27 protein-coding genes are annotated in these 25182 nt (G+C 65.5%); 15 read left to right on the plus strand and 12 right to left on the minus strand.

Features of this window, described 5'->3' with window-relative positions:
• Positions 1–12 precede the first annotated feature (12 nt).
• From BN2156_RS06130 to BN2156_RS06140, 3 genes are all read left to right on the plus strand, one after another.
• Positions 13–1131: an Rv3169 family protein gene (locus tag BN2156_RS06130; protein ID WP_090511374.1), complete on the plus strand. Its 1119-nt coding sequence runs from the start codon at positions 13–15 to the stop codon at positions 1129–1131.
• Positions 1132–1336: 205 nt separating this feature from the next.
• Positions 1337–2068: an NlpC/P60 family peptidoglycan endopeptidase RipB gene (ripB, locus tag BN2156_RS06135; RefSeq protein WP_090511375.1), complete on the plus strand. Its 732-nt coding sequence runs from the start codon at positions 1337–1339 to the stop codon at positions 2066–2068.
• A 66-nt stretch (positions 2069–2134) separates the two neighbouring features.
• Positions 2135–2491: a hypothetical protein gene (locus BN2156_RS06140; protein WP_235625218.1), complete on the plus strand. Its 357-nt coding sequence runs from the start codon at positions 2135–2137 to the stop codon at positions 2489–2491.
• Between the two features lie 2 nt (positions 2492–2493).
• Here the strand turns inward: BN2156_RS06140 and BN2156_RS06145 are convergent, their stop codons facing one another.
• The 4 genes from BN2156_RS06145 to BN2156_RS06160 form a co-directional block, all read right to left on the minus strand.
• The gene (locus BN2156_RS06145) at positions 2494–3432 is read right to left on the minus strand and encodes a M56 family metallopeptidase (RefSeq protein ID WP_090511377.1); all 939 of its coding nucleotides are present in this window, start codon (positions 3430–3432) and stop codon (positions 2494–2496) included.
• The gene (locus tag BN2156_RS06150; RefSeq protein WP_090511380.1) at positions 3429–3818 is read right to left on the minus strand and encodes a BlaI/MecI/CopY family transcriptional regulator; all 390 of its coding nucleotides are present in this window, start codon (positions 3816–3818) and stop codon (positions 3429–3431) included. Before BN2156_RS06150 ends, BN2156_RS06145 begins: the two co-directional genes overlap by 4 nt.
• Before the next feature lie 121 nt (positions 3819–3939).
• On the minus strand, positions 3940–5475 hold the full coding sequence (locus tag BN2156_RS06155; protein WP_090511384.1) for a multicopper oxidase family protein: 1536 nt from the start codon (positions 5473–5475) through the stop codon (positions 3940–3942).
• A gap of 74 nt (positions 5476–5549) precedes the next feature.
• Entirely contained in the window at positions 5550–5840 is a 291-nt protein-coding gene (locus BN2156_RS06160) for a hypothetical protein (RefSeq protein WP_090511387.1), read from the minus strand.
• 365 nt (positions 5841–6205) lie between these two features.
• On the opposite strand from BN2156_RS06160, the gene BN2156_RS06165 reads away from it, so the two are divergent.
• On the plus strand, positions 6206–7087 hold the full coding sequence (locus BN2156_RS06165; protein ID WP_090515558.1) for a L,D-transpeptidase: 882 nt from the start codon (positions 6206–6208) through the stop codon (positions 7085–7087).
• A gap of 35 nt (positions 7088–7122) precedes the next feature.
• Here the strand turns inward: BN2156_RS06165 and BN2156_RS06170 are convergent, their stop codons facing one another.
• Positions 7123–8424: a TrpB-like pyridoxal phosphate-dependent enzyme gene (locus tag BN2156_RS06170; RefSeq protein WP_090511388.1), complete on the minus strand. Its 1302-nt coding sequence runs from the start codon at positions 8422–8424 to the stop codon at positions 7123–7125.
• 65 nt (positions 8425–8489) lie between these two features.
• Complete coding sequence (locus tag BN2156_RS06175) at positions 8490–9308, minus strand: SAM-dependent methyltransferase (protein WP_235625219.1); 819 nt, start codon at positions 9306–9308, stop codon at positions 8490–8492.
• 204 nt (positions 9309–9512) lie between these two features.
• Between BN2156_RS06175 and BN2156_RS06180 the strand changes: the two genes are divergently transcribed.
• Entirely contained in the window at positions 9513–9803 is a 291-nt protein-coding gene (locus tag BN2156_RS06180) for a hypothetical protein (protein ID WP_090511393.1), read from the plus strand.
• Positions 9804–9927: 124 nt separating this feature from the next.
• Positions 9928–10773, plus strand: a complete 846-nt coding sequence (locus BN2156_RS06185; RefSeq protein ID WP_090511396.1) for an alpha/beta fold hydrolase — start codon at positions 9928–9930, stop codon at positions 10771–10773.
• Here BN2156_RS06185 and BN2156_RS06190 read toward each other — a convergent pair.
• The gene (locus BN2156_RS06190; protein ID WP_090511398.1) at positions 10770–11390 is read right to left on the minus strand and encodes a TetR/AcrR family transcriptional regulator; all 621 of its coding nucleotides are present in this window, start codon (positions 11388–11390) and stop codon (positions 10770–10772) included. The two genes, BN2156_RS06185 and BN2156_RS06190, sit on opposite strands and share 4 nt — an antisense overlap.
• Positions 11391–11553: 163 nt before the next feature.
• On the opposite strand from BN2156_RS06190, the gene BN2156_RS06195 reads away from it, so the two are divergent.
• Positions 11554–12075, plus strand: coding sequence for a nuclear transport factor 2-like protein (locus tag BN2156_RS06195; protein ID WP_090511401.1), 522 nt, complete (start codon positions 11554–11556; stop codon positions 12073–12075).
• Positions 12076–12211: 136 nt separating this feature from the next.
• On the plus strand, positions 12212–12517 hold the full coding sequence (locus BN2156_RS06200; RefSeq protein ID WP_090511404.1) for a hypothetical protein: 306 nt from the start codon (positions 12212–12214) through the stop codon (positions 12515–12517).
• A 63-nt stretch (positions 12518–12580) separates the two neighbouring features.
• Here the strand turns inward: BN2156_RS06200 and BN2156_RS06205 are convergent, their stop codons facing one another.
• Positions 12581–13453 (minus strand): ESX-1 system-associated protein, encoded by an 873-nt coding sequence (locus BN2156_RS06205; protein WP_090511407.1) that lies wholly within the window; start codon positions 13451–13453, stop codon positions 12581–12583.
• A gap of 281 nt (positions 13454–13734) precedes the next feature.
• Between BN2156_RS06205 and BN2156_RS06210 the strand changes: the two genes are divergently transcribed.
• Positions 13735–14601: an alpha/beta fold hydrolase gene (locus tag BN2156_RS06210; RefSeq protein ID WP_090511409.1), complete on the plus strand. Its 867-nt coding sequence runs from the start codon at positions 13735–13737 to the stop codon at positions 14599–14601.
• 14 nt (positions 14602–14615) lie between these two features.
• Positions 14616–15680, plus strand: a complete 1065-nt coding sequence (locus BN2156_RS06215) for an isocitrate/isopropylmalate dehydrogenase family protein (RefSeq protein ID WP_090511412.1) — start codon at positions 14616–14618, stop codon at positions 15678–15680.
• Positions 15681–15684: 4 nt separating this feature from the next.
• On the opposite strand, the gene BN2156_RS06220 is transcribed toward BN2156_RS06215, so the two are convergent.
• Complete coding sequence (locus tag BN2156_RS06220; RefSeq protein ID WP_090511414.1) at positions 15685–17073, minus strand: purine-cytosine permease family protein; 1389 nt, start codon at positions 17071–17073, stop codon at positions 15685–15687.
• A 94-nt stretch (positions 17074–17167) separates the two neighbouring features.
• On the opposite strand from BN2156_RS06220, the gene BN2156_RS06225 reads away from it, so the two are divergent.
• From BN2156_RS06225 to BN2156_RS06245, 5 genes are all read left to right on the plus strand, one after another.
• Positions 17168–18637, plus strand: coding sequence for an MFS transporter (locus BN2156_RS06225; protein WP_090511417.1), 1470 nt, complete (start codon positions 17168–17170; stop codon positions 18635–18637).
• A 429-nt stretch (positions 18638–19066) separates the two neighbouring features.
• On the plus strand, positions 19067–20095 hold the full coding sequence (locus BN2156_RS06230; RefSeq protein WP_276020407.1) for an ABC transporter ATP-binding protein: 1029 nt from the start codon (positions 19067–19069) through the stop codon (positions 20093–20095).
• 66 nt (positions 20096–20161) lie between these two features.
• Positions 20162–21355 carry a polyamine ABC transporter substrate-binding protein gene (locus BN2156_RS06235; protein ID WP_090511423.1) on the plus strand — a complete coding sequence of 398 codons (1194 nt, stop codon included), beginning with the start codon at positions 20162–20164 and terminating at the stop codon, positions 21353–21355.
• 5 nt (positions 21356–21360) lie between these two features.
• A complete protein-coding gene (locus BN2156_RS06240) occupies positions 21361–22236 on the plus strand; it encodes an ABC transporter permease (protein ID WP_090511426.1) in 876 nt (291 codons plus the stop codon).
• Positions 22233–23078 carry an ABC transporter permease gene (locus BN2156_RS06245; RefSeq protein ID WP_090511429.1) on the plus strand — a complete coding sequence of 282 codons (846 nt, stop codon included), beginning with the start codon at positions 22233–22235 and terminating at the stop codon, positions 23076–23078. Before BN2156_RS06240 ends, BN2156_RS06245 begins: the two co-directional genes overlap by 4 nt.
• 2 nt (positions 23079–23080) lie before the next feature.
• Here the strand turns inward: BN2156_RS06245 and BN2156_RS06250 are convergent, their stop codons facing one another.
• Genes BN2156_RS06250 through BN2156_RS06260 form a run of 3 tightly spaced genes read right to left on the minus strand, consistent with a single transcriptional unit; the run spans position 23081 to position 24943 of the window.
• Positions 23081–23437, minus strand: a complete 357-nt coding sequence (locus tag BN2156_RS06250) for a hypothetical protein (protein WP_090511432.1) — start codon at positions 23435–23437, stop codon at positions 23081–23083.
• A 19-nt stretch (positions 23438–23456) separates the two neighbouring features.
• Positions 23457–24290 (minus strand): EamA family transporter, encoded by an 834-nt coding sequence (locus BN2156_RS06255; RefSeq protein ID WP_090515563.1) that lies wholly within the window; start codon positions 24288–24290, stop codon positions 23457–23459.
• Positions 24291–24325: 35 nt separating this feature from the next.
• A complete protein-coding gene (locus BN2156_RS06260) occupies positions 24326–24943 on the minus strand; it encodes a TetR/AcrR family transcriptional regulator (RefSeq protein WP_090511434.1) in 618 nt (205 codons plus the stop codon).
• Positions 24944–25182: the final 239 nt, after the last annotated feature.

The following is a 25182-nucleotide window of genomic DNA, read 5'->3' on the forward strand; positions in this document are numbered from 1 at the left end:
GAAACAAGACCCATGCTCACACCTTTTGACGACTACCCCATCCACTCGACGGCCGAGCCGGTCGCGACACCGGCCAGTGCCGATCCCAATCACTACGACCGGTACTGGTTCAACGGCCATCAGCGCGACGCGGAGTTCTACTTCGGCGCGGCGATGGGCCATTACCCCGTCCGTGGAATCATCGATGCCGCGTTCAGTCTCGTCAAAGACGGTGTGGAGCATTCGATCTTCGCTTCCGGGGCCATGCCGCTGGACCGGTCGGCGACCATCGGGCCGTTCCGCATCGAGGTCATCGAACCGTTGCGCACCATCCGCTACGTCGTCGACTCGAACGACCACAACATCGCCTGTGACCTGACGTTCCGAGCCACCACGGTGGCGATCGAGGAACCTCGACAAACGCGTCGGACCGCCGAAGGCGTCGTGCTGACCGACCACACCCGGCTGACGCAGTGGGGTACCTGGGAAGGGACCATCAGTGTCGACGGTGAGGACATCAAGGTCGACGCCGGTTCGGTGCCCGGCACCCGGGACCGCTCGTGGGGAGTTCGGCCGGTCGGCGAGCAGGTGCCGATGGTTCGTCAGCCGATGCCGTTCCAGGTTTTCTGGCTCTGGGCGCCTTTGCATTTCGGCGACAGATTCACCCACTACGCCTTTCACGAACACGAGGACGGCCGTCGGTGGTTGGAGACCGCCCAGATCCTCGATCCCTTACCGGCCGGTGTTTCCCCGTCCAGTCGAGCGGGCGTGCGTGAGTGCCACGACCTCGGCTATGACCTCGAGTGGGAACCGGGGCGACGTGAAATCCGGAGGGCGCACCTGTGGTTCACCGACCCGGTAGAGGGTGAGATTCACATCGAGGTGGAGAAGTTGTTCACCTTCCGCATGCGCGGGATCGGCTACTGGCATCCGTACTGGGGACACGGTTCCCACCACGGGCAGTTCGAGATCGGCCGGGAATCCATCCGTCTCGATGAGTTCGAGCCCACCGACTTCGCCTCGATCCACCTGCAGAACGTCGTCAAAGCCACGATGGGTGAGCGCACCGGCATCGGTGTCGTCGAGCAGATCGCCATCGGACCGCACGAGCCATCTCGGTTGAAGGGATTTCTCGACGGCTATCGAGCCTGAGCCGCGTAGTGCGTGACGTTAGCCGCTGCGCCTGTAACCAAAATGCAATCTCTGCAATGAATTACAGAAATGCAGTTTGTGACGGGTGAGGCAGACGCGAACACTGTGATGTACAGTACGTATCTACGTAGTATCTCAGTAGCATGTGTCGAGCCGGTTCTTGAACCGTCACGGCCGGCGCGAGGCGGAAAGGAAATGCGTGACAATGCCTTCCATTCCGCACGCAGACCGTTCCCGCTGGGATCGCCGAAGTCTCTTGCGCACCGGGGTATTGGCGGCCATCTCGCTCGTCTGCGTTGCAGCGCCACGCGCCTATGCAGAACCCAACGCCGGGCAGTGGGATCCCACGCTGCCCAACCTGCTCAGTGCGGGGGCACCCGGCGATCCGGTCGCCATTGCCAATGCCTCGTTGCAGGCCAGTGCGTTCGCGGCGCAGACGACCTTCGACATGGGCCGGAAGTTCCTCGGGAGCCTGGGACTTGCGCCCGCCGAAGCCGGTGCGGCCCCGACACTTCGCGGCAACCGTGTGTACGGCAGGCAGGCGGTCGAATACGTCATCCGGCGGGCCGGCACTCAACTCGGAGTGCCGTATTCCTGGGGCGGCGGAAGCTTGACCGGACCGACTCGAGGAGTCGATTCCGGTGCAGGCACCGTCGGTTTCGACTGCTCCGGACTCACCCGGTACGCGTTCGCCGGTGTCGGTGTGCTGCTCCCCCGCTATTCAGGCGACCAGTACACCGCGGGACGCCAGTTGCCGCCATCGCAGGCCAAGCGGGGCGACCTCCTGTTCTGGGGGCCGGGCGGCGGACAACATGAAGCGCTCTACCTCGGCGGCGGTCAGATGCTCGAGGCTCAGCAGACGGGTGTTCCGATCAAGATTTCTCCGGTCCGCACCGCCGGTATGACTCCCTATGTCACCCGCATCATCGAGTATTGACCCGTGCCCAGCCGACGAGTCCCGCTATGGCTCCTGGCCTGCGCCCTCGTTTTGGGCGTAGTTGCCGTGATCGCCGTCAAAACGCACGGCTTCGGCCTCGTGAAGTCCGCGGACCAGAAAGCCCAGGAACGTTGCGAAACCGATGTACGTGCCAAGCTGGCGTCCCCCGACACGGCCGAGCTGTCTCAGGTGCAGTCGCAGCGCGCCGACCTGGACCCAGACAGTCGGGACATGTTCGCGTTGACGACCAATGAACCGCTCAAGGGCATCGATCCTGCGCGCATCACCGTGTGGAATGTGTCCGGGATGGTCCAGGCGCAGACCGAGGTCGGCAGCGTGATCCACGACCCCTTCACGTGCCGGGCGTATTTCGTCGACGGCAACTTGGCGGACACGCTCGTCGTGTTCGACCGCGAACACTGACATCACCAGCAGAGCAGGCCAGAGGCTCCCAGCACGAACGTCGCGACGGGCGCGACGGCGATGACGGTGATGGCGCCGAGAAGGCCGGCGTGCGCACTGACCCGGGCCCACGCCGCGGGTGGCAGCGCAAGCCGTTCAGCACGGCTCAGCAGCGCCACGTCGGCGGCGCCGAGTGCCTGGGCCGGTGTGGCTCCGGCGAGCGCCATCAGTCCGCCCAGCAGCGTGTGCTGCCCGAACCGGCGCGCAGCGGCATCGTCGGCACACATCTCCAGTAGCCGCCCGACCTCAACAGCTCCGCGGGTCATCAGCGTGATCCTCGGGAAGACCATGGCCAGCCCGCGCAGCGCCGTGACGATCTTCAGATGATGACCATCCAGGTGCGCCCGCTCATGGGCGAGTACGGCAAGCAACTCCTCGGTACCCAGCGCGGCAATCGCACCGGTGGTGACCACGATCGCCGGAGGTGCGCCCGCCACGCAGTATGCGGTGGGCTTACCGGCGTCGACGATGAAGACATCCCGCTTGTCGGTGGGACGTCCGACCAGCCGCACAGCTTGCGCGTGGCTGTAGGCGTGGGCGTGCAGCCGACGAATGGTCCGTATCGCCTTTATCCCGACACCGATCACCGTCACCGTCAACACGACCGCGAGGACAGTCACCGTGGCCTGCGCCGCGAGACCCCGTCGGCCGGCGGCGATGTCGCAGAGGAACTGGACACAGGAAGCCAGGAAGGACCGGCGCCGCCCGTCGTGAAGTACCACGTCGACGATGATCAGCAACGGAATGACCATCCAGGTCGCCAACACGCTGACGATGGCGGTCAACCATGCCGCGACACCGAATCTGGGGGCCGACCCGCCGCGGGTGAGAGCACTGAGCAGCGCGGGCGCCACCAGCACCATCACCACGCTGTAGATCAGCAGGCCCGCGGCGATGCTCACTGCTTCTTCGCCTTTGTGGAGCGTCTGGCCAGCGTGCGCAGCGCGGCGCGCAGTCGATCGGAGTCCTGCGGGTCGATCTGTTCGATGAAGTAGCTGAGCACCAGGTCAGAACGACCGCCGCCGTCGAGTGCCTCGCGCATCAATTGAGCGGTGTGTTGCTCGCGGTTCAGCCGCGGCCAGTACCGATAGGCTCGCCCGTCGCGGTCGCGTTCCAGCCAGCCCTTCGTATGCAGGTTGTCCATCGTCGACATGACGGTGGTGTAGGCGATTCGGCGCTCCCCCGCGAGTTCGTCGAACACCTCGCGCACCGTGACTGCTGCATCGCCGCGATTCCAGATCCGATCCATGATGTCGGCTTCGAGTTCGCCGAACCCTCGTACGCGCACTACATCCCTCCACGTTCGGTGATGCGAGCGTACCCCCCGGCGCGGGCTGACAGGGGTCTCGACGCGGCCACGCTATCTACTACCTAGGCTAGTACGTAGTACTTCCGCGCTGTGCGCTTCGTCACGCGGTGTAGCCGAGAGTCGTCATCATCCCGCCCTCTTGGTGATAGGTGTTGTGACAGTGCAGCATCCACACGCCGGGGTTGTCGGCCGTGAAGACCACCCGTTGCCGCTGCATCGGCAACACGATGAGGGTGTCCTTGCGGGCACCTGGGCGTCCGTCGTCACTCAGCACCTGAAACGTGTGCCCGTGCAGGTGCATCGGATGCCACATCATCGACGAGTTGCGGAATGTCATTGCCACCCGCTGCCCTTCGCGCACCTTCAAAGGCTGGGTGTGCGCGAACGAACGGCCGTTGATCGTCCACTCGTAGGTCGCCATCGAGCCGCCGAGCTCGACCGGAAGCTCGGCTTCCGGTCGAGCGGCGTCGAAGGTGGCCTCCGGTGATGCGGTGAACGACCGCACCGTGCCGAGCCGGCCCCGCAACTCCGGTGGCGCATAGTCGGGCGGCGGGGTGGACCCGTCCGCGGTCACCAGTAGTGCGCGCGTCGACGCACCCTTCCCCTCGGCGGCGGCAACCAACGGAAATACCCCGTCTTGCGCCGTGACCACCACGTCGTACCGCTCCCCCATCCCGATCAGCACCGCGTCCACCTCGGTGGGAACCACCGGGAAGCCGTCGGTGTGAGTGACAGTCATCCGGTGACCGGCCAGCGCGACCCGGAACGCGGTATCAGAGCCGGCGTTGATCAATCGGATCCGCACCCGCTGGCCGGGGCGGACCCGGAAGCTGTTCGGGTTCTGAGCATTACGGCCATTGACCACGTACAGCGGATAGTTGACGTCGCCGGCATCGCCGCCTAGTGGCGAACCGTCACGGCCGCCCATCGAACCCATCTCCGCATCGTGGTCCATGCCGGGCATACCGCCCATACCGGGCATGTCGTGCCCGCCGCCAGAACGTATCCGGAGCCGGTCGTAGATCTGGGCAGGGCTTGGCCCGACGTCATCGGTCCAGTCGTCGAGCATCACCACCCATTCCGCGTCGTAACCGCCCGGCTCATCCGGGTCATCAACGATCAGCGGGAAGTACAGTCCGGTGTCCGCATCGAGCCCGGTGTGAGGATGCGCCCAGTACGTCCCCGGGTGAGGTACGGAGAACCGGTAGGTGAAATCGCTGCCGTCGGCAATGTCCGGAGTAGCCGGCGCCGCCCCGTCCATGTCGTTGCGCAGCGCCAGGCCATGCCAGTGCACCGAAGTCGAATGGCCGAGCCTGTTGCGTACCGTGACCTCCACTTCATCACCGACCGAGGCCCGCAGCAGCGGCCCCGGCACGATGTCGTTGTAGGCGATGGTGTCGGCGATCGTGCCACCGAGGTCCACGCGTGTGCGCTGGGCGGTCAAGGTGGTAGAGACCGTGCGACCGCTATGGGGCCGACGCGCCTCCGCCGCGGCGATAGCATCCTGGGAGTCAACGCGGGTGGGGGTGGCGCCCGGGTCGCGCTGACACCCTGCGAGGGCCGTCGCGCTCAGGGCGACGGATGCCGCGAGGAATCCGCGGCGGCCGAACCGGTGCAAGTTGGCGATCTCAGACATGCCTTCCACCCTGAGCACGGAGATCGGTGAATCGGTATGAGTTGTGTGAAGGTTCGTTGAAGAATCTGGGCGTTTCAGCGGTCACACGTCAGGTCGACATACACAGTCGGGGCGATGCTCTGTTGCGGACGCGTTCGTACCCCGACCAGTGGATTCTGGGACAGCGAGGATTTGCGCCCGGGGCGTACCGCGTTGACGGTGCATCTGTTGAGCGGTCCATGACCGACCTTGCTCACCATGACCCGAAATCCCTGGGCCTGCAGCATCCCGATGGTCGTCTGAGCATCCGAGGTCCCGGTCGGAGCGGCCCCGGCAATGCTCGCGGATGTCATCATCACGGCGGCCGCAACTGCGAGAACCGCCATTCCTGAACGTAATAGGGGCATCGACGTTTCCTCTCTCGAGTCGATCGTGTGCGCCAAGCGTAAGTACGCGACGGCGACCCGCACCGAAACTCATACCGAATGCACAACGATCTACGTACCATCCTCGTATTGCCTGACTACGTACGCCCCAATCCAGCAGGTCAGCGCCACGACGGTTACACGTGTCGATGGTGAGCAATAGCAAGACCATCCGCGCTATCTACTATCCACGTACGTAGCTAGTAGACTGGGTCGCGTCATGTATCCGCCCTGGCGGGCGTGGTCATCAAGGACATCGCGTCGATGGAGGCCTCGTGCAGCAGCGCACCAGAAACCTGTGGATCACCTCGATCGCGGCGACCGTCATGGTCACCGCATCGAGCGTTACCGGCACTTCCGCCTGGGCGGAGCCCGTTGGCCCACCGCAGCCCGTCGACCCGGCGCCACACCTCGGCCCCGCCCAAATGCCTTGGCCGGCACCGTTCGGTCAGTCGGCCGGTGCCGACGTCCCGGCCGGCCAGAATCCGCTGCCGTTCATCGGTGAGCCGCCATTTGCGCCACCGACGTTCAATCCGGCCAACGGAGCAATGGTCGGTGTCGCCAAGCCGATCTACATCAACTTTCAGCGGCCGATCGCCGACCGTAAGATGGCCGAGGACGCAATCCACATCTCCTCCAACCCACCGGTGCCCGGCAAGTTCTACTGGATGAGCAACACCCAGGTGCGCTGGCGGCCAATTGATTTCTGGCCGGCAGGCACCGTGGTCAACATCGACGCCGCGGGCACGAAATCCAGTTTTCGGGTGGGCGATTCACTGGTGGCCACGATTGACGACGACACCCACCAGATGCAGGTCCACCGCAACGGCACGCTCGAAAAGACCTTCCCCGTCTCCCTGGGCAAGCCGGGTTACGAAACTCCCAACGGCACCTACTACGTACTGGAGAAGTTCTCCGACATCATCATGGATTCGTCCACCTACGGCGTTCCGGTGAACTCGCCCGAAGGCTACAAACTCAAAGTCCAAAACGCGGTCCGTCTCAGCAACACCGGGATTTTCGCGCACAGCGCCCCCTGGTCGGTCGCCGATCAGGGCAAGCGCAACGTCAGCCACGGCTGCCCCAATCTCAGCCCGGCGAACGCCCAATGGTTCTTCGACCACTTCGGCAGCGGCGATCCCGTCGTCGTCAAGAACTCCGTCGGCCTCTACAACCAGCCAGACGGCGCGCAGGACTGGCAGATCTGATTCGACTGCGTAAGACCCGGACGCAGTGCGTCAGCTCAGAAGTTGCCGTCCAGGAACTCGGCGTACGCCGGCAGATCGAGTTGGCCATGACCAGAGAGGCCGATCACGACCACCTGCTCGGCCGGGTCGTCGGCCACATGTGCGGCGGCGGCCGCGATCGCGTGCGTGGACTCGGGAGCGGGCACGATGCCCTGCGTCCGGGCGAACAGGACCCCTGCCGAGAACGCATCGTGCTGACCGATGGCAACACCTTCAACCAGTCCCAGCTCGACGGTGTGGCTCAGCGCCGGTGCCATCCCGTGATAGCGCAGGCCGCCCGAGTGGATGGGATCGGGCACGAAATCCATTCCAAGCGTGTGCATCTTGAGCAGCGGGGTAAGGCCTGCCACGTCGCCGTGGTCGTAGCGGTACTCACCCTGTGTGATCGACGGACAGGCGGACGGCTCCGCGGCCACGATCTTCGGGTTCGACCGCCCGTGGATCTTCTCACGCAGGAACGGGAATGCCAGGCCGGCAAGGTTGGACCCCCCTCCAGCGCAGCCGAAGACGACGTCGGCACCGTCCGGCTCGACCGCGGCGAGCTGCGCGACGGCCTCCAAACCGATCACGCTCTGATGCAGCACAACATGATTCAGCACGCTGCCCAGCGCATAGCGGGTGTCGGTGTTGGCAGCCGCCACCTCGACAGCCTCGCTCACCGCCATTCCGAGGCTGCCGGTGGTATCCGGGTTCGTCGCGAGAATCGCGCGACCCGACTCGGTCAGGTTCGACGGGCTCGAGTGCACAGTGCCGCCGTACGTTCGGATGAGATGGCCCCGGTAGGGCTTCGACTCATAGGACGCACGCACCTGCCACACCTCGACCTCGAGGCCGAACTGCGCTCCGGCAAAAGACAGTGCACTGCCCCACTGCCCAGCGCCGGTCTCGGTGGTGAGCTTCCGGACACCGTCGATGCTGTTGTAATAGGCCTGCGCCACAGCGGAGTTGGTCTTGTGGCTGCCGACCGGGCTGACGCCCTCGTACTTGACGTAGATGTGGGCACCGGTGTTGAGCGCCTGCTCGAAACGCCGGGCCCGGATCAACGGCGACGGCCGCCACATCGAGTAGATGTCACGCACCACCTCCGGGATCTCGATGTACGCCTCGGTGGACACCTCCTGCGCGATCAGTCCGCTGGGGAAGAGCGCCGCGAGATCGTCGGGGCGGACCGGCTGCTTGGTGCCGGGATGCAGGTGCGGCGGGATCGGCTGATCCAACTCGGCAGCCAGGTTGTACCAGTGCGTCGGCACCCCGACGGAAACCAGGTCCGGATGGGAAGCGTCAGCGTGCAGCGTCATGCCGACACTGTAGTCCGGCCCTACCGCATGCCCTCCACCAGTGCGTTCGGCACCGTGCAGCACGTCTAGTGAGCGCGCTCCGCGAGGTTGCGACGCACCGCAGTCACATGTCCGACTTCCGGATCGGCCACCGCGACGACGCGATCGAACTGTGTCACCGCGTCGTTCCAACTGCGAAACTTGGTGTCCCAGCCGAGGCCGTCGAGCCGCTCACACACTCCGCGGATGGTGTCATCCGGGACGTCGACCGAGGCCTGGCCGCCGACCAGGCTTCGCAGTCCGGCGTACGGCGAGCTGTCGGCATCCACCGCGTACCGGCTGACACCGAACTGGCTGCCCGGAGCGGAAAGATCGGTCAAGGCCACCACCACGTCATCGCGCGGCTCGGGCGGCAGATAGGCCAGCGCGCCCTCGTCGACCCACAGTGTTGGAATATGCGAGCGAAACCCACTGTCACACAAAGGCTTCGTCCAGTCCGACCGCAGATCGGCGGCGATGACGTGGCGGCGACACGAGGGAGTGACTTCGGCGGCGGCCAGAACCGGCTCTTTGAACTCGAACAGCTCAGGCAGGTCGATCTCGAAGACTGTGACGCTGTCCGGTAGATCCATCCGAAAGGCGCGGGTGTCCAAACCGGCACCGAGCATGACGATCTGCGTGATGCAGGCAGCGACGGCCTCCTTGATGCGGTCGTCCACCAGGCGGACTGCCACGGTGCGTCCCTCGTAGAACTGATCGGCGAGCTCCTCGAGGTATTCCCACCGCTGTGCGGGGAACCCGGCCCGAGCCGCATCGACAAATGCCTGTGCCAACGGGTCGCTGTACAGCCGATCTGGACGTCGGCTCTCCCGCGCCCGGATGACCGCAACCCCGATTGCGGTCAACGCAACACCGGCAAGCGGCACTGCAGGATTGATTTCCCCCACGATTCCCCCGAGTCTGTGTCGTCTCAGGACGCTAGGCGGCCCTATCTAAGTCGTCAAGAGATAGCAGATTTTCATTGCCGTCATTAGGTTTACGGCTCGCCGGTGTGGGATAGCCAACGTATCCGTGAGATTCATCCGCATACGGATTGGAGGTCTACGGCTATGAAGATCACCAAGATAGTCGCCGGTACAGCTATTGCAGGTGCGCTGGCGGCCGGAGCCGCCGGACTGAGTGCGGCCGGCGCGAGTGCGGCCCCACCGCAGGCACCCGCGCCAAACCAGCCGATGGTTGCGATGACCATTCCGGGTGGCCCGAATCCCGGTCCGCCGCCGGCGTGGGCACCGCCAACGCCGGCGCAGCCGACGTGGGGTGCCGGCAATCCCCAGGTGTGGGATGAAGGCTGGCAGCACTGGGGCGTCTGGATGAACGGCGTGTTCGTGCCGACGTTCTGACCCGATCTGGACCTCCGCCACCGTGGATCCGGTCCGCGGTGGCGGAGCTTTGAGAACCCAGACAGTGTTCCGCCGGCCGGGACTGGCGATGGGCCGGCGGGTGTCCCCCCGTAGGTTGGTCGGCATGACCGAGCTGGAACTGAGGGAGATCGAAACCGCCGCCGGAGCGTTGCGGTACTACGACACCGGCGAGGGACCGGCGCTGCTGTTCCTGCACGGCTCGGGCCCCGGCGTTACCGGTTGGCGCAATTTTCGCGGGATCCTGCCCACCTTCGCCCAGCAATTCCGTTGTCTGGTCTTGGAATTCCCAGGATTCGGGGTCACCGACGACCTCGGCGGCCATCCGATGATCACCGCGCAGGGTGTGGTGGGTCCGTTCCTCGACGCCCTGGGTGTCGACCGCGCGCACATCGTCGGAAACTCGATGGGCGGCGGGGTGGGAATCAACTTCGCCATCCGGCAGCCAGATCGCATCGGCAAGCTCGTCACCATCGGCGGTATCGGAACCAACGTCTTCAGCCCGGGGCCCAGTGAAGGTATCCGTCTACTGCAGGAGTTCACCGAAGACCCGACCCGCCAGCGCCTGATCGACTGGTTGAACTCGATGGTGTTCGATCCGGCGCTGGTCACCGAGGAACTCATCGAGCAGCGGTGGGAGCTGGCCACCGACCCCACGACACTGGCCGCGGCAAAACGGATGTACGGCAAGGCCGCGTTCGCGGGAATGATGGCCGCCATGCGGGCGTCCGATGCTCCGCTGCCGTGGGCGCAGATGCACAAGGTGGCCGCACCCACGCTGCTCACCTGGGGCCGCGATGACCGGGTCAGTCCGTTGGACATGGCGCTGATCCCCATGCGGACCATTCCGAACGCCGAGCTGCACGTGTTCCCCAACTGCGGACACTGGGCCATGATCGAGGCCAAAGAGGCCTTCGAGCAGACGGTGCTGGGGTTCTTGGCCCGCGCCTAGGTTTGCCGCCCACGCGGGTCCGCGGACTCCACGTGGGCCATCACCATCTCCAGGAACGGCCGGTACAGGTCCTCGGAATCGATGTGGCTGCCGAGCGTGATGCCCTCATTGGCGGCGATCAGCACCTTGGCCAGGAGGTCGGACCGTACCCGTAGGCGTCCACCGATCTTGTCCAGGTGAGCGTCGATGTAGTCGGCCAGCGAGCGCACGGTCTGCCGGCGCTGTGCGGCCACTCGATCGCGTGCTTCGGGATTGCGCAGTAGGAACAGCGTGAACTCGTAGCCGAGCGCCGCGCGGTCGGGTGCGCCGATGCTCAATTCCCGCCAGCGCTCGGCCAGCTTGCCGGCATCGAAGTCACTGACCGTCCGAAACGACTCGACGATGTCGGCGAAGCCGTCCAGGAAGCGCTGCAGCTGACGCTCCATGACGGCGAGGAACAGCTCCTCTTTTGTCCCGAAATGCGAGTAGATCGCCCCGCGGGTGTAACCGGCGGCGTCGGCGATGACCTCGAGGGCTGCTGCGCCAAAACCATCCCGCGCGACCACCTCTTCAGCCGCGTCCAGCAACAACGAGCGCGTGTGCTCCACCCGCTTCTGCCGGGTCCATCGTTGCGTCACGGGTCCCCCTCCCAAGAGGCGCAGCCGACATCATCAACCTGCACCGCACGCATGAAAATTCATCGTTGAATCTACGATACAGATATGTATATTAGTTGTGTGCGCCACGCCACATGAGTCGCTGGCCTGGCCTCTGCCGCTCCCCCAATGGATAAGGACCGCAATGGATCTCGTCGATCGAATCGCCAAACACCGCCGAATGGCCGAGAGCTACCGCGACAAGTACGTGCTGCGGAAGGTGCAGGAAGGCGAGAGCTACGACGAGTGGGAGTTCACCGACGACGCCGTGTACACCTCGCCCTACTTCGTGGCCGGCCAGGAACTCGTCCTCAAGGACGTGGCGACGTCATTCGACGTCGCGGCCACCGTCGAGGCCAAGGCGTACTCCGTGGTCTTCCCGGACTGGAAACCCGTCGACCACAAGTTCTGGCCCGCGGAGAACGGCCTGGTCATGCGGTACCGGTGGGAAGGCACGACGGCCGACGGCGAAACGATGGGCTTCTACTCGATCAGCTTCATCGACACCAACGATGACGGCCAGATCACCCATTGGTCGACCTACGTCAACGATGAGGAGTACGGCCCCTTCCTGGAAAAGGCCATCGGCGCCCGCGGTCCGTTCCACGGCGACGAATACATGGAGGCACTGGCCCGCCACTTCGAAAAGCACAACCTCACCTGGTGACTCAGGACCGGTTTTCATTTCGTTACGAATCACACAGCCCGGCCCCACACTGAGCACAGGGCAAACATATCGCGCCGAAATAGCTTTGCTCTCCGTGCGGCACCGTCGTCGCACTGGTCAGAAACGGAGTAGAGCAATGCGTTTCAAGAAATCCGTGGGCGTATCGGCGATGGCGGCAGGAATCGGGATCGCCGCGTTGCTGGGCGTCGGCATCGGTACCGCCGGCGCCGATCCGGGCCCGGGGTGCGATCGTCCCGGCGCACCATGCGAACATCGCGACGACCGGGGGCCGCAGCCCAACGATTGGCACGGCCGCGGCATCGACGCGGGGCGCCGCGATCATCAACCGTTCGAATGGAATGGGCAGCGTGTGACCCCGATGCCTGCCGGTGACGGCCGCGGGTGGGGCTTCTGGTTCCTCGGTACCTGGATTCCGCTGTAGCCGAAACGATTTCTGGTGGGGCACCATCCCCAAGTGCCCCACCAGATACCGGAACGAGTGTGCTCACCGTGGCGTCGAGCACACCGCCTTCACCGCACCGTCGATGGCTGTGGCCGCAGTCCAGCTCGCGTGATCTGGCGGCTCGAACTTCGGAAGCTTCGCCGCGTAATTGTCGATGTACCGAGATTGGGCCCGCAGCATGCCAGTCAGCAGCGGGTCCATCGACTTGTCCGCCAGACGACGTAGTTCGGCAGCCTCCTGCCGCATCACCGGGATGACGGCCAGCGTCACCGACCGCTGCTTGGGCGACCAGCGAGCGGCCGGCACCCGGTGATCGGTTTTGGCCCAGGCCTGCTGCTTCCCGTCGAACCCGGAGCTGGCCCGCTGCCACTGTGCGCACACCGGATCCGGCTTCGCCGCGGCAAAGGCCTGAGACGGCTTGGTACCCGGATCATCCGTCACCGACGCAACCACTTCTGCGGGAACAGGTTTCGCCGCACTGGACGGCGCTGGACCCACAGCGGCCGGCTCCGCCTCGTGCCGCGACAGCGTGACCGCCACGACGCCACCGACGAGCAACGCCGCGGCGGTGGTCACACCGATCACCGTCCGTGCCCGTGACTTTTTGGTCAGCCCCGAGCTCACCGGCCAGCGGCTGCCACCACCGGCACCTCGCAGAGCCACATTGAACGCCGCGTCCGGGCGGGCCCGGAGTTCGGCGACGGCCATCTCGACAGCGGCGGTAGGCGTGCCCAGATCCGTGAGCGACTTCACGAATCGGGCAACCGATACGAGATCGCGTCCGTAGAGATTCTCTTGCGGCTGCGCGGCCGGCAGGAACCGCTCGACCAAGTCCTCGCGCAGCTGCGACGCGCGCGCAACCTCTGCCGCCGTCAGCCACTGCCCTGGAACGTCTTCTGTCCCAATCCCGGCCATTCAGATGGTCCTTCCCGCGCACACCTGATGATTGGTACTCCATTCGACGTACCGGCGGCAACCGGGTGAGCCCCTCACCGCCGCCACGTTGCTGTCACAAGTTGGCCACCGGAAGGTCACGGCCGCCGAAGACGGATGCCGCACGGGATCGCCTGGCAAACAGTAGTTCTCGTCCAACTCGACATAGCCGCCCGCATCGCCAATAGTCCACGTTCAGTTCAGATGCCGGACGGTGATGGGGACGGTCCCCGACCAACCGTCGACTTGGCATGATGCAGGGTATGGATCAATACCGCCGCGGGGAGCTCGTGTTCGACGTGATCGATGACGGTCCGGCCGACGGTCCGGTGGTTGTGTTGCTGCACGGCTTCCCACAACAGAACAGCAGCTGGGAACCGATCATCTCGCTGCTCACCGCGGAGGGCTTCCGGTGTCTGGCGCCCAATCAGCGCGGCTACTCCGCCGGTGCCCGGCCGCTTCGCCGCCGCGACTACCGGGCGACGGAACTGGTCAAGGACACGCTTGCTCTGATCGATGCCAGTGGTTCCGACCGGGTGCACCTCGTCGGCCATGATTGGGGCGCCGCGGTGGCTTGGGGCCTGGCCTCCTACGCACCTGAGCGGCTGGCCTCGTTGTCGGCACTGTCGGTACCCCACCCGATCGCCTTCCTGCGGTCGATGTTGACCAGCCGGCAGGGACTGTATTCCTGGTACATGTACGTCAACCAATTCCCGTGGCTCGCCGAACGGTTGATGCTCGGGCGCGACGGTAGCGGAAAATCCATGGCCAAAGCCCTGATCCGTAGCGGGCTTCCACAGGAGGCAGCCGCGCGTGACGTGCGGTCCATGGCCGAAGCCGGGGCCCTGACCGCCGCTCTGAACTGGTACCGAGCCATGCCGATGAGTCGCCCGCGCTCGCGCTCGCGCTCGCGCGCCGGCGCGGCGCAGAAGGTCACGGTGCCGACTCTGTATGTGTGGAGTGACCGCGACATCGCGATCACCGCCAAACCGGCGCGCGACACCGCCAATTACGTGAGCGGTCCTTATCGATTCGAAACGATGCACGGAGCCTCACACTGGCTTCCGGAGGAGAAGCCGGCCGAAGTCGCTCGCATGTTGTTGGAGTGGTTCGCGGCCCATCCCATCTGAGCGGAGGACGAAGCGTGCTGACCCTGGGAGTTCTGCCCGGCGACGGTATCGGGCCCGAGATCGTGTCATCGGCCCGCCGGATCGCTGAACGGGCACTGAGAACTGTGTCCATCGATGTGCAGTGGCGTGAACTGCCCTTCGGACTCGCCGCGATATCCGAGTTCGGCACTCCGCTGCCCGAGGCGACTCTCACCGGCCTCGACGGCCTGCCCGGCTGGATCTTGGGCCCGCACGACAACGCGGGATACCCGGAACGATTCAAGGGGACGCTGTCGCCCGGCGGGGCCATCCGCAAGCACTTCAACCTGTTCGCGAACATCCGGCCTGCGCGCGCCCTGAGCGCCGCCGTCGCTGCCGTGTGTCCAGATCTCGACGTGGTGATCGTCAGGGAGAACACCGAGGGTTTCTACGCCGACCGCAACATGTACGACGGCGCAGGCGAATTCATGCCCACACCCGACGTCGCGCTGGCGGTCGCCGTCTTCACCCGGTCCGCCTGTGAACGGATCGCTCATCAGGCATTCCAGTTGGCCAGCGATCGGCGCAAGTCCGTCACCATCGCGCACAAGACGAACGTCCTGGCCAAGACCACCGGCCTGTTTCGCGACGTGTGTCTGACCGTCGCCGAGCGCTACCCCGATGTCGACGTGCGCGGTGAGCACATCGATGCTCTGGCGGCACGATTGGTGAGCCACCCCCGCGAGTTCGACGTGATCGTCGCCGAGAACATGTTCGGCGACATCCTCTCCGACCTCGCCGGCCAGCTGAGCGGCTCACTGGGAATGGCACCCTCCGTCAACGCGTCCCACACCCGCGCGATGGCCCAGGCTGCCCACGGGTCCGCGCCCGACATCGCCGGACGCGACATCGCCAACCCTGTCGCGATGATCCTGTCCACCGCGATGCTGTTGCGCTGGTTGACCGGACACGACGATGGCGCACCGGCACTCGGTGTGGCTGCTGATCGCATCGAGGACGCCGTCCGGCACACCCTCGATGCCGGCGTCGGCACGCCCGACATCGGGGGCACCGCCTCGACATCGTCATTCACCGAGCACGTACTGGCCGCGCTGCCGTGAACGCCTAGAACCGACGGTCTGACCGCGTCAGCGACCGATATGCACCGTAAAGCGCCAGCGCTACAACAAAATTGACAAAGTAGGCGATGTCGGCGCCGTGCCAGGCGGTGGCGACCGGCCCCTGGATCAACGTGGTGTTCATGAACGGCACCGCCACCGCGTATGCCACCAGGAAGGCGATCAGGGCGGCCACCGCGTCGCGGCGCCCGGTGGGCTCCGTACCAGGATCGATGGTGCTGCGCCCACGGGTACGGATCACCCAGTCCACCACAACCACGGCGACGAACGCCGGAATCCAGTAGCTGACCAAGAGCAGGACATCGGTGAACCGGGTCGCGGTATCGGCGGCATGCAGCCACAGGATCAAACCGAATGCCAACGCCGTCACGATGATCGCCGACAACGGCCGTCGTACCCGTACACCGATGGTCTGCAGCGCGAGGGAGCCGCTGTAGTCGTTCATCACTCCCGAGCCGATCGCCGCGAGCGCGATGACCGACAAGGCCAGGCCGCCGAGCAGGCCACCGCCCATGACGGCGTGAACTCCGGCGGCGGTGTGCTCACCGATGACGGAGGCGGCCGCGATTCCGATTGCCTGAACGAATATGTAGCCCAACACGATCCCGGCGAACGAGTATCCGAACACCTGCCACCGGGAAGAGTCGGCAGGCAGATACCGACTGAAATCGGCGGCGTAACTGGCCCAGGAGATTGCCAGACTCAGGGCGATCGTGACCTCGAAGACGAACGCCCCGGCCAGGTCGGCACCGGCCACCGACGGCGCCACCACGATGTCGTGGCCACCGACCAGTTTGACGGTGAAGACCGCGAACGTCAGGAACAGGATGACGGTCAACACCGCCTGCAGGCGATGGATCACCTCATAGCCGAAGAACCCGACGACGCCCTGTACGACCAGCACTATCAACACCGCGGCCCAGAACGGGATACCGAGCAGCGCCGCGAGGGCCTCCCCGCCGAAGAGGCCGACGAGCGCGTCCCAGGCGATCGACGATCCCCACTGCAGGATGCCCGGCACCACGACCAGGCCGCCAAATGCCATGCGCGCGTTGGGAAGCTGTCCGGTACCGGTGCGCGGGCCCCACGTCGACAGGTACGCGACAACGGCCGAACCCAAGACGGTGCCGATCACCATTGCCAGCAGACCCAGCCAGAAACCCAGTCCCAGGGTGATCGCCAGCGTCCCGGTGAAGACTCCGGTCATGTTGACCTGGGGCGCGAACCACACCGTGAACAGCCGGGCGGGATGTCCGTACCGCTGATCGGCCGTCAACGGTGCGATCCCGTGGGTCTCCACCGTCAGATCACCCGATCCGGCCGGGCGACGCCCGCTGAACGTGGACGCGGTGAGCGCACTGACTCCGAAAGCCATTCACCTATTCGACCACGCACCCGGTGCACGGGCACCTGCCCCACCATGGCCATAATCAAGAAACACAAAGATTAGCTATGGATCGGAGCGGGACGTGGCCAGGACCGAAAGTGACCGGTCCGCCTCCCCCGCGATCGCCGGAGCCCCACGGCGCCCCGGTGTGCTGATCGCCGGGCTGAGCCTGGTCGCCCTGACCGTCGCCATCCTGCAGACCGCGGTGGTCCCGATCCTCGGCATCATCGCCCAACAGTTGAACACCTCATCGGTGGCAGTCAGCTGGGCCGTCACCGCCAACCTGCTCGCGGCGGCTGCGTCGACCCCACTGATCGGCCGGCTGGCCGATCTCTACAGCAAGAAACGCGTCCTGCTCGGCGTGCTGCTGGTCGTGCTGACCGGATCGGTGCTGGCCGCGGTGACGGCGTCGGTGCCACTGCTGGTGGCGGCGCGCATTCTGCAGGGCGCCTCATACGCGCTCTACCCGATCAGCATCGCGATCCTGCGTGAAGAACTGGCCGAGGACCGGCTGGTCGGCGCGATGTCGGTGTTGTCCGGAACGCTGGGTTTCGGCGGTGGCGTCGGGCTCGTCGTCACCGGTCTGCTGATGTCGGGCGACGCCGGCTATCACCGGGTGTTCTGGCTCACCACCGCCTTCACCGCCGTCGTCATCCTGGTGGCGGTCGTGATCGTGCCCAACCGCCGGCCGGACGCCGGTGGCGCGATCGACTGGCTCGGCGCCGCCGGCCTCGCGATCGGACTGTCGTCGGTGCTGTTGGCGATCACCCAGGGCAACTCGTGGGGCTGGAGCCACCCGGGGACGATCGGCTTTCTGTGCGGGGGCATCGCCGTCCTGATCGGCTGGTGGTGGTGGGAGCGCCGGGCCGCCGATCCCCTCGTCTCCACCACGATGCTGGCCCGCCGGCCGATCCTGCTGACCAACCTGGCCACGATCCTGGTCGGAATGGGCCTGTACTTCGCCTTCCTCGGCCTCACCCAGTTCGTACAGATCTCGCGTCAGGCCGCCGGCTACGGGTTCGGCGCGAGCGTGCTGCAGGCCAGCGTCTACTTCCTGCTCCCCGGTGCGCTCACCGGTTTTTTGGTGGCACTCGTCAGCGGCCGGTACATCGACCGGTATGGCGCCCGCCGGGTGCTCGTGGTCGCTGCTGTCGCCGGTATCGCCGGGTTCGTCATGCTCGCCGTCGCGCATGACCGTCCCTGGCAGGTCGTGGTGGCCGGGGTGCTGGCCAACGCCTATATCAGCCTGGGATACGGCGCCTTGCCCGCGCTGGTGGTCAGTGAGGTCGACGGCAGCGAGACCGGCATCGCCACGAGCATGAACGCCATCGCGCGGACGATCGGCAGCTCCGTGGCCGCGGCCGTCGTCGCCGTGCTGCTCGGGCATCGCCTGGTGCCGTCGGAGGCCAGCTTCGTGACGATCTTTGTCGCCGGCGCCGTCACCGCCGCCCTGGCGATGGCCCTCATCGCGGTGTCCCGCGCGCCCGACCGCCACCGTGAGTCCGTGCAGACGCTGTCCGAGTCCCGCGCGATGAACCATGAGTGGGGCTGACCCCTGCAGTCGCCGGTTTCCCGCCGTGACAACCCGCTGAACTGCGAAACTTGACCCTGGCCAGTCAGCGCCCGTGCGAACCCGGAATCGACCACACCCGCCGTGGCCGATCGCCCGACACGCTATGGAATCACGCTGTCAAGCCGCTTCAAACGAAGGATTCCATTGAAAAATTGTTAATTCATTGCGGAATCCCTTGCGAAGGTCGGCTGAATCCGCGATTGTTTACCGACAGCTTCCAGGCTGCACCGGAGGAGGAGACCGCTGACCGGCCCAGATATCACCGCCGTCGACAAGTCGACGGGACCGGACGACGCGCCACGTAGTGGCACGCCCGTCATCGAGATCGACCACGTCACGAAACGGTTCGCCGACTACGTGGCCGTGGCCGACGCAGACTTCTCGATCGCGTCGGGCGAGTTCTTCTCGATGCTCGGCCCTTCGGGCTGCGGGAAGACCACCACCCTGCGCATGATCGCCGGATTCGAAAGCCCGACCGAGGGCGCGATCCGGCTCGAAGGCGTCGACGTCTCGCGCGTGCCACCGCACAAGCGCAACGTCAACACCGTCTTCCAGCACTACGCGCTGTTCCCGCACATGACCGTGTGGGACAACGTGGCCTATGGCCCGCGCAGCATGAAGAAGGAAAAGGCTGAGATCAAACGCAGCGTCGACGAGCTGCTGGAGATCGTGCGGCTCACCGACTTCGCCAAGCGCAAGCCGGGCCAGCTTTCCGGCGGGCAGCAGCAGCGCGTCGCGCTGGCCCGCGCGTTGGTCAATTACCCGAGTGCGCTGCTGCTCGACGAGCCACTCGGAGCCCTCGATCTCAAGCTGCGCCACGCGATGCAGTTCGAGCTCAAACGCATCCAGCGCGAGGTCGGCATCACGTTCATCTATGTGACCCACGATCAGGAAGAGGCGCTCACCATGAGCGACCGGATCGCGGTGATGAACAACGGGAACGTCGAGCAGATCGGCAGTCCCACCGAGATCTACGACCGTCCGTCGACCGTGTTCGTCGCCAGCTTCATCGGACAGGCCAATCTGTGGCCGGGCCGGCAGACCGGGCGCAGCAACCGCGACTTCGTCGAGGTCGAGGTGCTCGGAACCACGCTGAAGGCCAAGGCCGGCGACACCACGATCGAATCCGGCGGCCATGCCACCCTCATGATCCGCCCCGAACGGGTACGTGTGTCGTTGGACCAGCCGGTCGGTGACGTCGCGACCGTGCCCGCCACGGTCAAGGATCTGACCTTCCAGGGGCCGGTGTTGCGGCTTTCGCTTGCCGCACCGGACGATTCGACGATCATCGCCCATGTCGGGCCCGAGCAGGACCTGCCCTTGCTGCGCCCCGGTGACAAGGTGCACGTCAGCTGGTCGCCGGAAGCGTCGCGAGTACTTCCGGCAGCCGACATTCCCACCGCCGAAGACCTCGAAGAGATGCTCGACGACACGTAGACACGCTCCATGCCCCGCTCGAACCCCTGACATAGCCAAGCGCCCCAATTCACCGAAAGGTCGCCCATGCCTGACAACATCGACCCCCGACTGCTCGCCCGGCTGACCGCGAATCGCACATCGCGTCGTCGATTCCTCGGCGGCGGTGCAGCTGCCGCCGCCGCACTGGCACTGGGCCCCTCGGTCCTCGCCGCCTGTAGCTCCGGCGAGAAATCCAGTGCCCCAACCACTTCGGCTGTTCCCGATGACGGGTCGCCGGCCAGCGGCACCGTCCGCATCTCGAACTGGCCGTTGTACATGGCCGACGGGTTCGTCGCGGCCTTCCAGACCGCGACCGGTCTCACGGTGGACTACAAGGAAGACTTCAACGACAACGAGCAGTGGTTCGCCAAGGCGAAGGAACCGCTGTCGCGCAAGCAGGACATCGGCGCCGACCTCGTCGTTCCCACCGAGTTCATGGCGGTCCGGCTCGCCGGACTCAAGTGGCTCAACGAGATCAGCGAGTCCCGCGTCCCGAACAAGAAGAACCTGCGCCCGGATCTCCTCAACTCGAAGGCCGATCCCGGCCGCAAGTTCACCGCTCCGTACATGACCGGCATGGTCGGCCTCGCCTACAACCGGGCTGCCACCGGACGCGACATCACCAAGATCGACGATCTGTGGGATCCCGCCTTCAAGGGCCGGGTCAGCCTGTTGTCCGACGTCCAGGACGGGCTCGGCATGATCATGCAGTGGCAGGGCAACTCCGTCGAGAACCCCACCACCGAAGCCGTCACGAAGGCCGTCGATTTCATCCGCGAGCAGAAGGACAAGGGGCAGATCCGCCGGTTCACCGGCAACGACTACGCCGACGACCTCGCCGCGGGCAACATCGCTGTCGCCCAGGCATATTCGGGTGACGTCGTCCAGCTGCAGGCCGACAATCCGGATCTGAAGTTCATTGTGCCCGAGTCCGGCGGCGACTGGTTCATCGACACCATGGTGATCCCGTACACCACGCAGAACCAGAAAGCCGCCGAGGCCTGGATCGACTATGTGTACGACCGCGCCAACTACGCCAAGCTCATCGCGTTCACCCAGTTCGTGCCCGTGCTGTCGGACATGACCGACGAACTCGCCAAGATCGACCCGAAGGTCGCCGGCAACCCGCTGATCAACCCGCCGGCCGACATCCTGTCGAAGCTGAAGTCGTGGTCGGCACTCACCGACGAGCAGACCCAGGAGTTCAACACTCTCTACGCCGCAGTGACCGGAGGCTGACGCCGATGGCGGGTGTGGCCACAAGCAGCCGGCAGCGAAGCAAGATCGCTCCCTACCTGATGATCCTGCCGGCGTTGGTGTACCTCGGGATCTTCTTCGTGGTGCCGTTCTTCTCGCTGGCACGGACCTCGTTGTCGACGTCGGGCGGGTCGGTGTATCTGCCGACCCTGGAGTTCGATTGGAACTTCGGCAATTACACGCACGCGTTCAGCCTGTACCAGGATCAGATACTGCGATCATTCGGCTACGCGCTGGTGGCGACCGTCGTGTGCGCGGTGCTGGCGTTTCCGTTGGCCTACGTGATCGCGTTCAAGGCCGGCCGGTACAAGAACCTCATCCTCGGGCTGGTCATCCTGCCGTTCTTCGTGACCTTCCTGATCCGCACCATCGCCTGGAAGACGATCCTGGCCGATGACGGACTGGTGGTCAGTGCCCTCGGCTCGATCGGGCTGCTGCCCAGCGAGGGACGGCTGCTCTCGACGAGCTGGGCGGTGATCGGCGGCCTGGTCTACAACTGGATCATCTTCATGATCCTCCCGCTCTACGTGAGCCTGGAGAAGATCGATCCCCGCCTGATCGAGGCATCCAAGGACCTGTATTCGTCCAACCGGCGCAGCTTCACCAAAGTGATTCTGCCGCTGTCGATGCCGGGTGTGTTGGCCGGCAGCATGCTGGTGTTCATCCCGGCCGTCGGCGACTTCATCAACGCCGACTACCTGGGCAGTACCCAGACCAGCATGATCGGCAATGTGATCCAGAAGCAGTTCCTGGTGGTCAAGGATTACCCCGCGGCCGCGGCACTCAGCATGGTGCTGATGGCCATCATCCTGGTCGGCGTGCTGCTGTACACCCGAGCACTGGGCACGGAGGATCTGGTATGACAGCCACCGCGGTCGAGGCCGCCATCAACCCGGCCGAACCTCGAGTCGTCAAGGGCTCGCCCAGATGGGGCGACCTGGTACTGCGACTCGTGGCCGGCGTGGTGTTGTTGTATCTGTTCCTGCCGATCTTCGTGATCGTGCTGTTCTCGTTCAACAAGCCGGCCGGCAAGTTCAACTACACCTGGCAGGGTTTCACCCTCGACAACTGGGCGAACCCGTTCAAATACCCGGCGCTCACCGATGCCCTGAAGCTGAGCCTCAACGTCGCCGCGGTGTCCACGGCCGTTGCCCTGGTGTTGGGCACACTGGTGGCAATCGCGCTGGTGCGTCAACGCTTCCGCGGCCAGAAGGCGGTCGACACCTTCCTGGTGCTCCCGCTGACCGCCCCTGAGGTGGTCATGGGCGCGTCATTGCTGACGCTGTTCCTCGATTTGGGTTGGGCCACCGGCTACACCACGATTCTGCTGGCCCACATCGGCTTCCAGATCAGCTTCATCGCGATGACGGTGCGGGCCCGGGTGCGCGGCTTCGACTGGACTCTCGAAGATGCCTCGATGGATCTCGGCGCGAGTCCGACCCGGACGTTCTTCAAAGTGACTCTGCCGCTGATCGTTCCGGGCATCGTGGCCGCGGCGATGCTGTCGTTCGCGTTGTCGCTCGACGACTTCATCATCACCTACTTCGTCAGCGGCTCCACGGTCACCTATCCGCTGTACGTCAACGCGGCGGTCAAGGCTGCCGTACCGCCGCAGATCAACGTGTTGGCCACGGCCATCCTGGTGGTGAGTCTGCTGCTGCTCATGGCCGGAACGCTCTACCGGCGAAAGCGCATCGACGCCTGACGTCAGGGTGCGTCGAGTTGCACCGTGACGGCCACTTTGCCCTGGCCGTCACGGTGTGCGACGGCACGTCCCGTACGGTCGCCGCCGTCGAGGTTCAGCAAGGTGAGCTCGCCGCCCTCCCCGAGGAAGTTGCGCCACCAGTTCTTGCTGTCCGGCGCCATCACGTTGATGGTCACCTCGTTGTCGTCGCGCGTCACCGACACCGGAGTCTCGAAAGTGCGGCCCGACCGGCGCCCGGTGTACCGGATGACCACCACACCGTGGCCGATCCAGCTGCCGAGCACCGGAACTCGGGTGAGGCCGACCGCGACCGTATTGAACCACCGCGCGATCGGGGAATTGAAGATTCCACGTGACATTGGCGCCAGCGTAGCCCGATCAGCCGATCTCGGCAGGGACGGGCGTGGCACGCGCTCCGGTGCGCGCCGCGCCGATCCCGGCGGCCACCACCAGGCAGATGCCGAGCGCGGCGGCCGGCGCCGGAATCTGGTGCAGCAGGACGAAGCCGACCAGCATCGCGAACGCGGGTTCAAGCGCCATCAGCGTGCCGAACGCCGCGGTGCTCAGATACCGCAGCGCAGACATCTCCAGTGCGAACGGGACCACCGGCAACAGGATCGCCAGACCCACACCGATGAGCAGCAACTGTGGCGTCAGCTGGGGAAACACCGACGGCCCGACAACCGCTGAGCCGACCAGCCCGGCCACCGGCATGGACACCCCCAGACCCTTGATGCCGGCCACCTCGTCACCGACCCGTTGTGTCAGCAGGATGTAGCCGGCCCAGCACAGCGCCGCGCTCAGCGCGTAGAGCACACCGATGAGGTCGACGTCGCCCGTCCAGGGCTCGGTGAGCAGCACGACGCCGGTCGCCGCCAGCCCGGGCCACAGAATCCGGTTGCGCCCCTTCCCGTGCGCGACTGCCACCCCGAGCGGGCCCAGGAATTCCAGGGCGCTGGCCGTGCCGAGCGGGATACGGGACAGCGCCGCCATGAACAGCATCGTCACCCCGGCGGTGACCACACCGAGTGCGACACAGGTCCAGAATGCGGATCTGGTGAACGCCGAAGGCCTCGGTCGCACGATCACGAGCATCAGCACGCCGGCCCAAGCCAGACGCAGCCACGCGGCACCCTCGGCCCCGATGTCGTCGATCAGGCCGACAGCAACCGCCAGCCCGATCTGCACGCACAGCATCGAGGCCATCGCCATCAGCGCACCGGTGCGCGCGGGATGTGCGGCCTCGGTCACAAGTTGTTCCCCTTGGGGACAACGATGTTGGCCAGCACCATGCGGAGAAACGGCCGGTAGACCGCCTGATCGTCGAGCAAGCTGTTCAGCGTGACGCCATCATTGGCGGCCAGGATGACCCGGGCCAGATCCACCGCCGGAATGCTCACGTGGCCGCCCAACCGCGCAGCACCCTTGGAGATGTAGTCGGCGAGGGCACGAACCGTCTCCTCCCGCTGTGCGGCCACGCGCTCGCGTGCTTCGGGATTACGCAGCAGGAACAGCGTGTACTCCGAGCCCAGGACGGCCCGGTCCGGCCCCTCGGCGGTGACCAGGTCCCGCCAGCGGTCGCCGAGTTCGTCGGCGTCGAGATCGTCGAGCCGGTGAAACGTGGCGATGACATCGGCGAAGCCGTCGAGGAATTGTTGGCGCTGCCGTTCGACCACTGCCAGGAACAACTCGGCCTTGCTCCCGAAGTGGGAGTAGATGGCGCCGCGGGTGTATCCCCCGACCTCGGCGATGTCCTCGAGCGCTGCCCCGTCAAACCCCTTGCGCGCAAACACCTCCTCGGCAGCATCCAGCAGGACGTTGCGCGTGTGCTCCAAGCGGCGTTGCTTGGTCCAGCGTTCGGCCATCACCCCATCCTGTCAAAGGTCAGCGCAGTTGTGTCGACATGGTCCAGCCAGCAGTGGGACCAGTGCGCCACCGAGTGCCGGTGCGGCGGAACACACCTGCGCCGCCTCGGCCGAGACGGGTGGTCCACAGGCTCTCAGAGCCTGGCCTTGACGGCTCGTGCAGCAAAGCTGGGCGCACGTCACCTATTGCTCCACGCTTTCGGCCGTGAGCGCCACATCCCGTCTATATTCATTCTTGT

This window comes from Mycolicibacterium neworleansense (assembly GCF_001245615.1).
In the GTDB taxonomy this organism is placed as follows: Bacteria; Actinomycetota; Actinomycetes; order Mycobacteriales; family Mycobacteriaceae; genus Mycobacterium; species Mycobacterium neworleansense.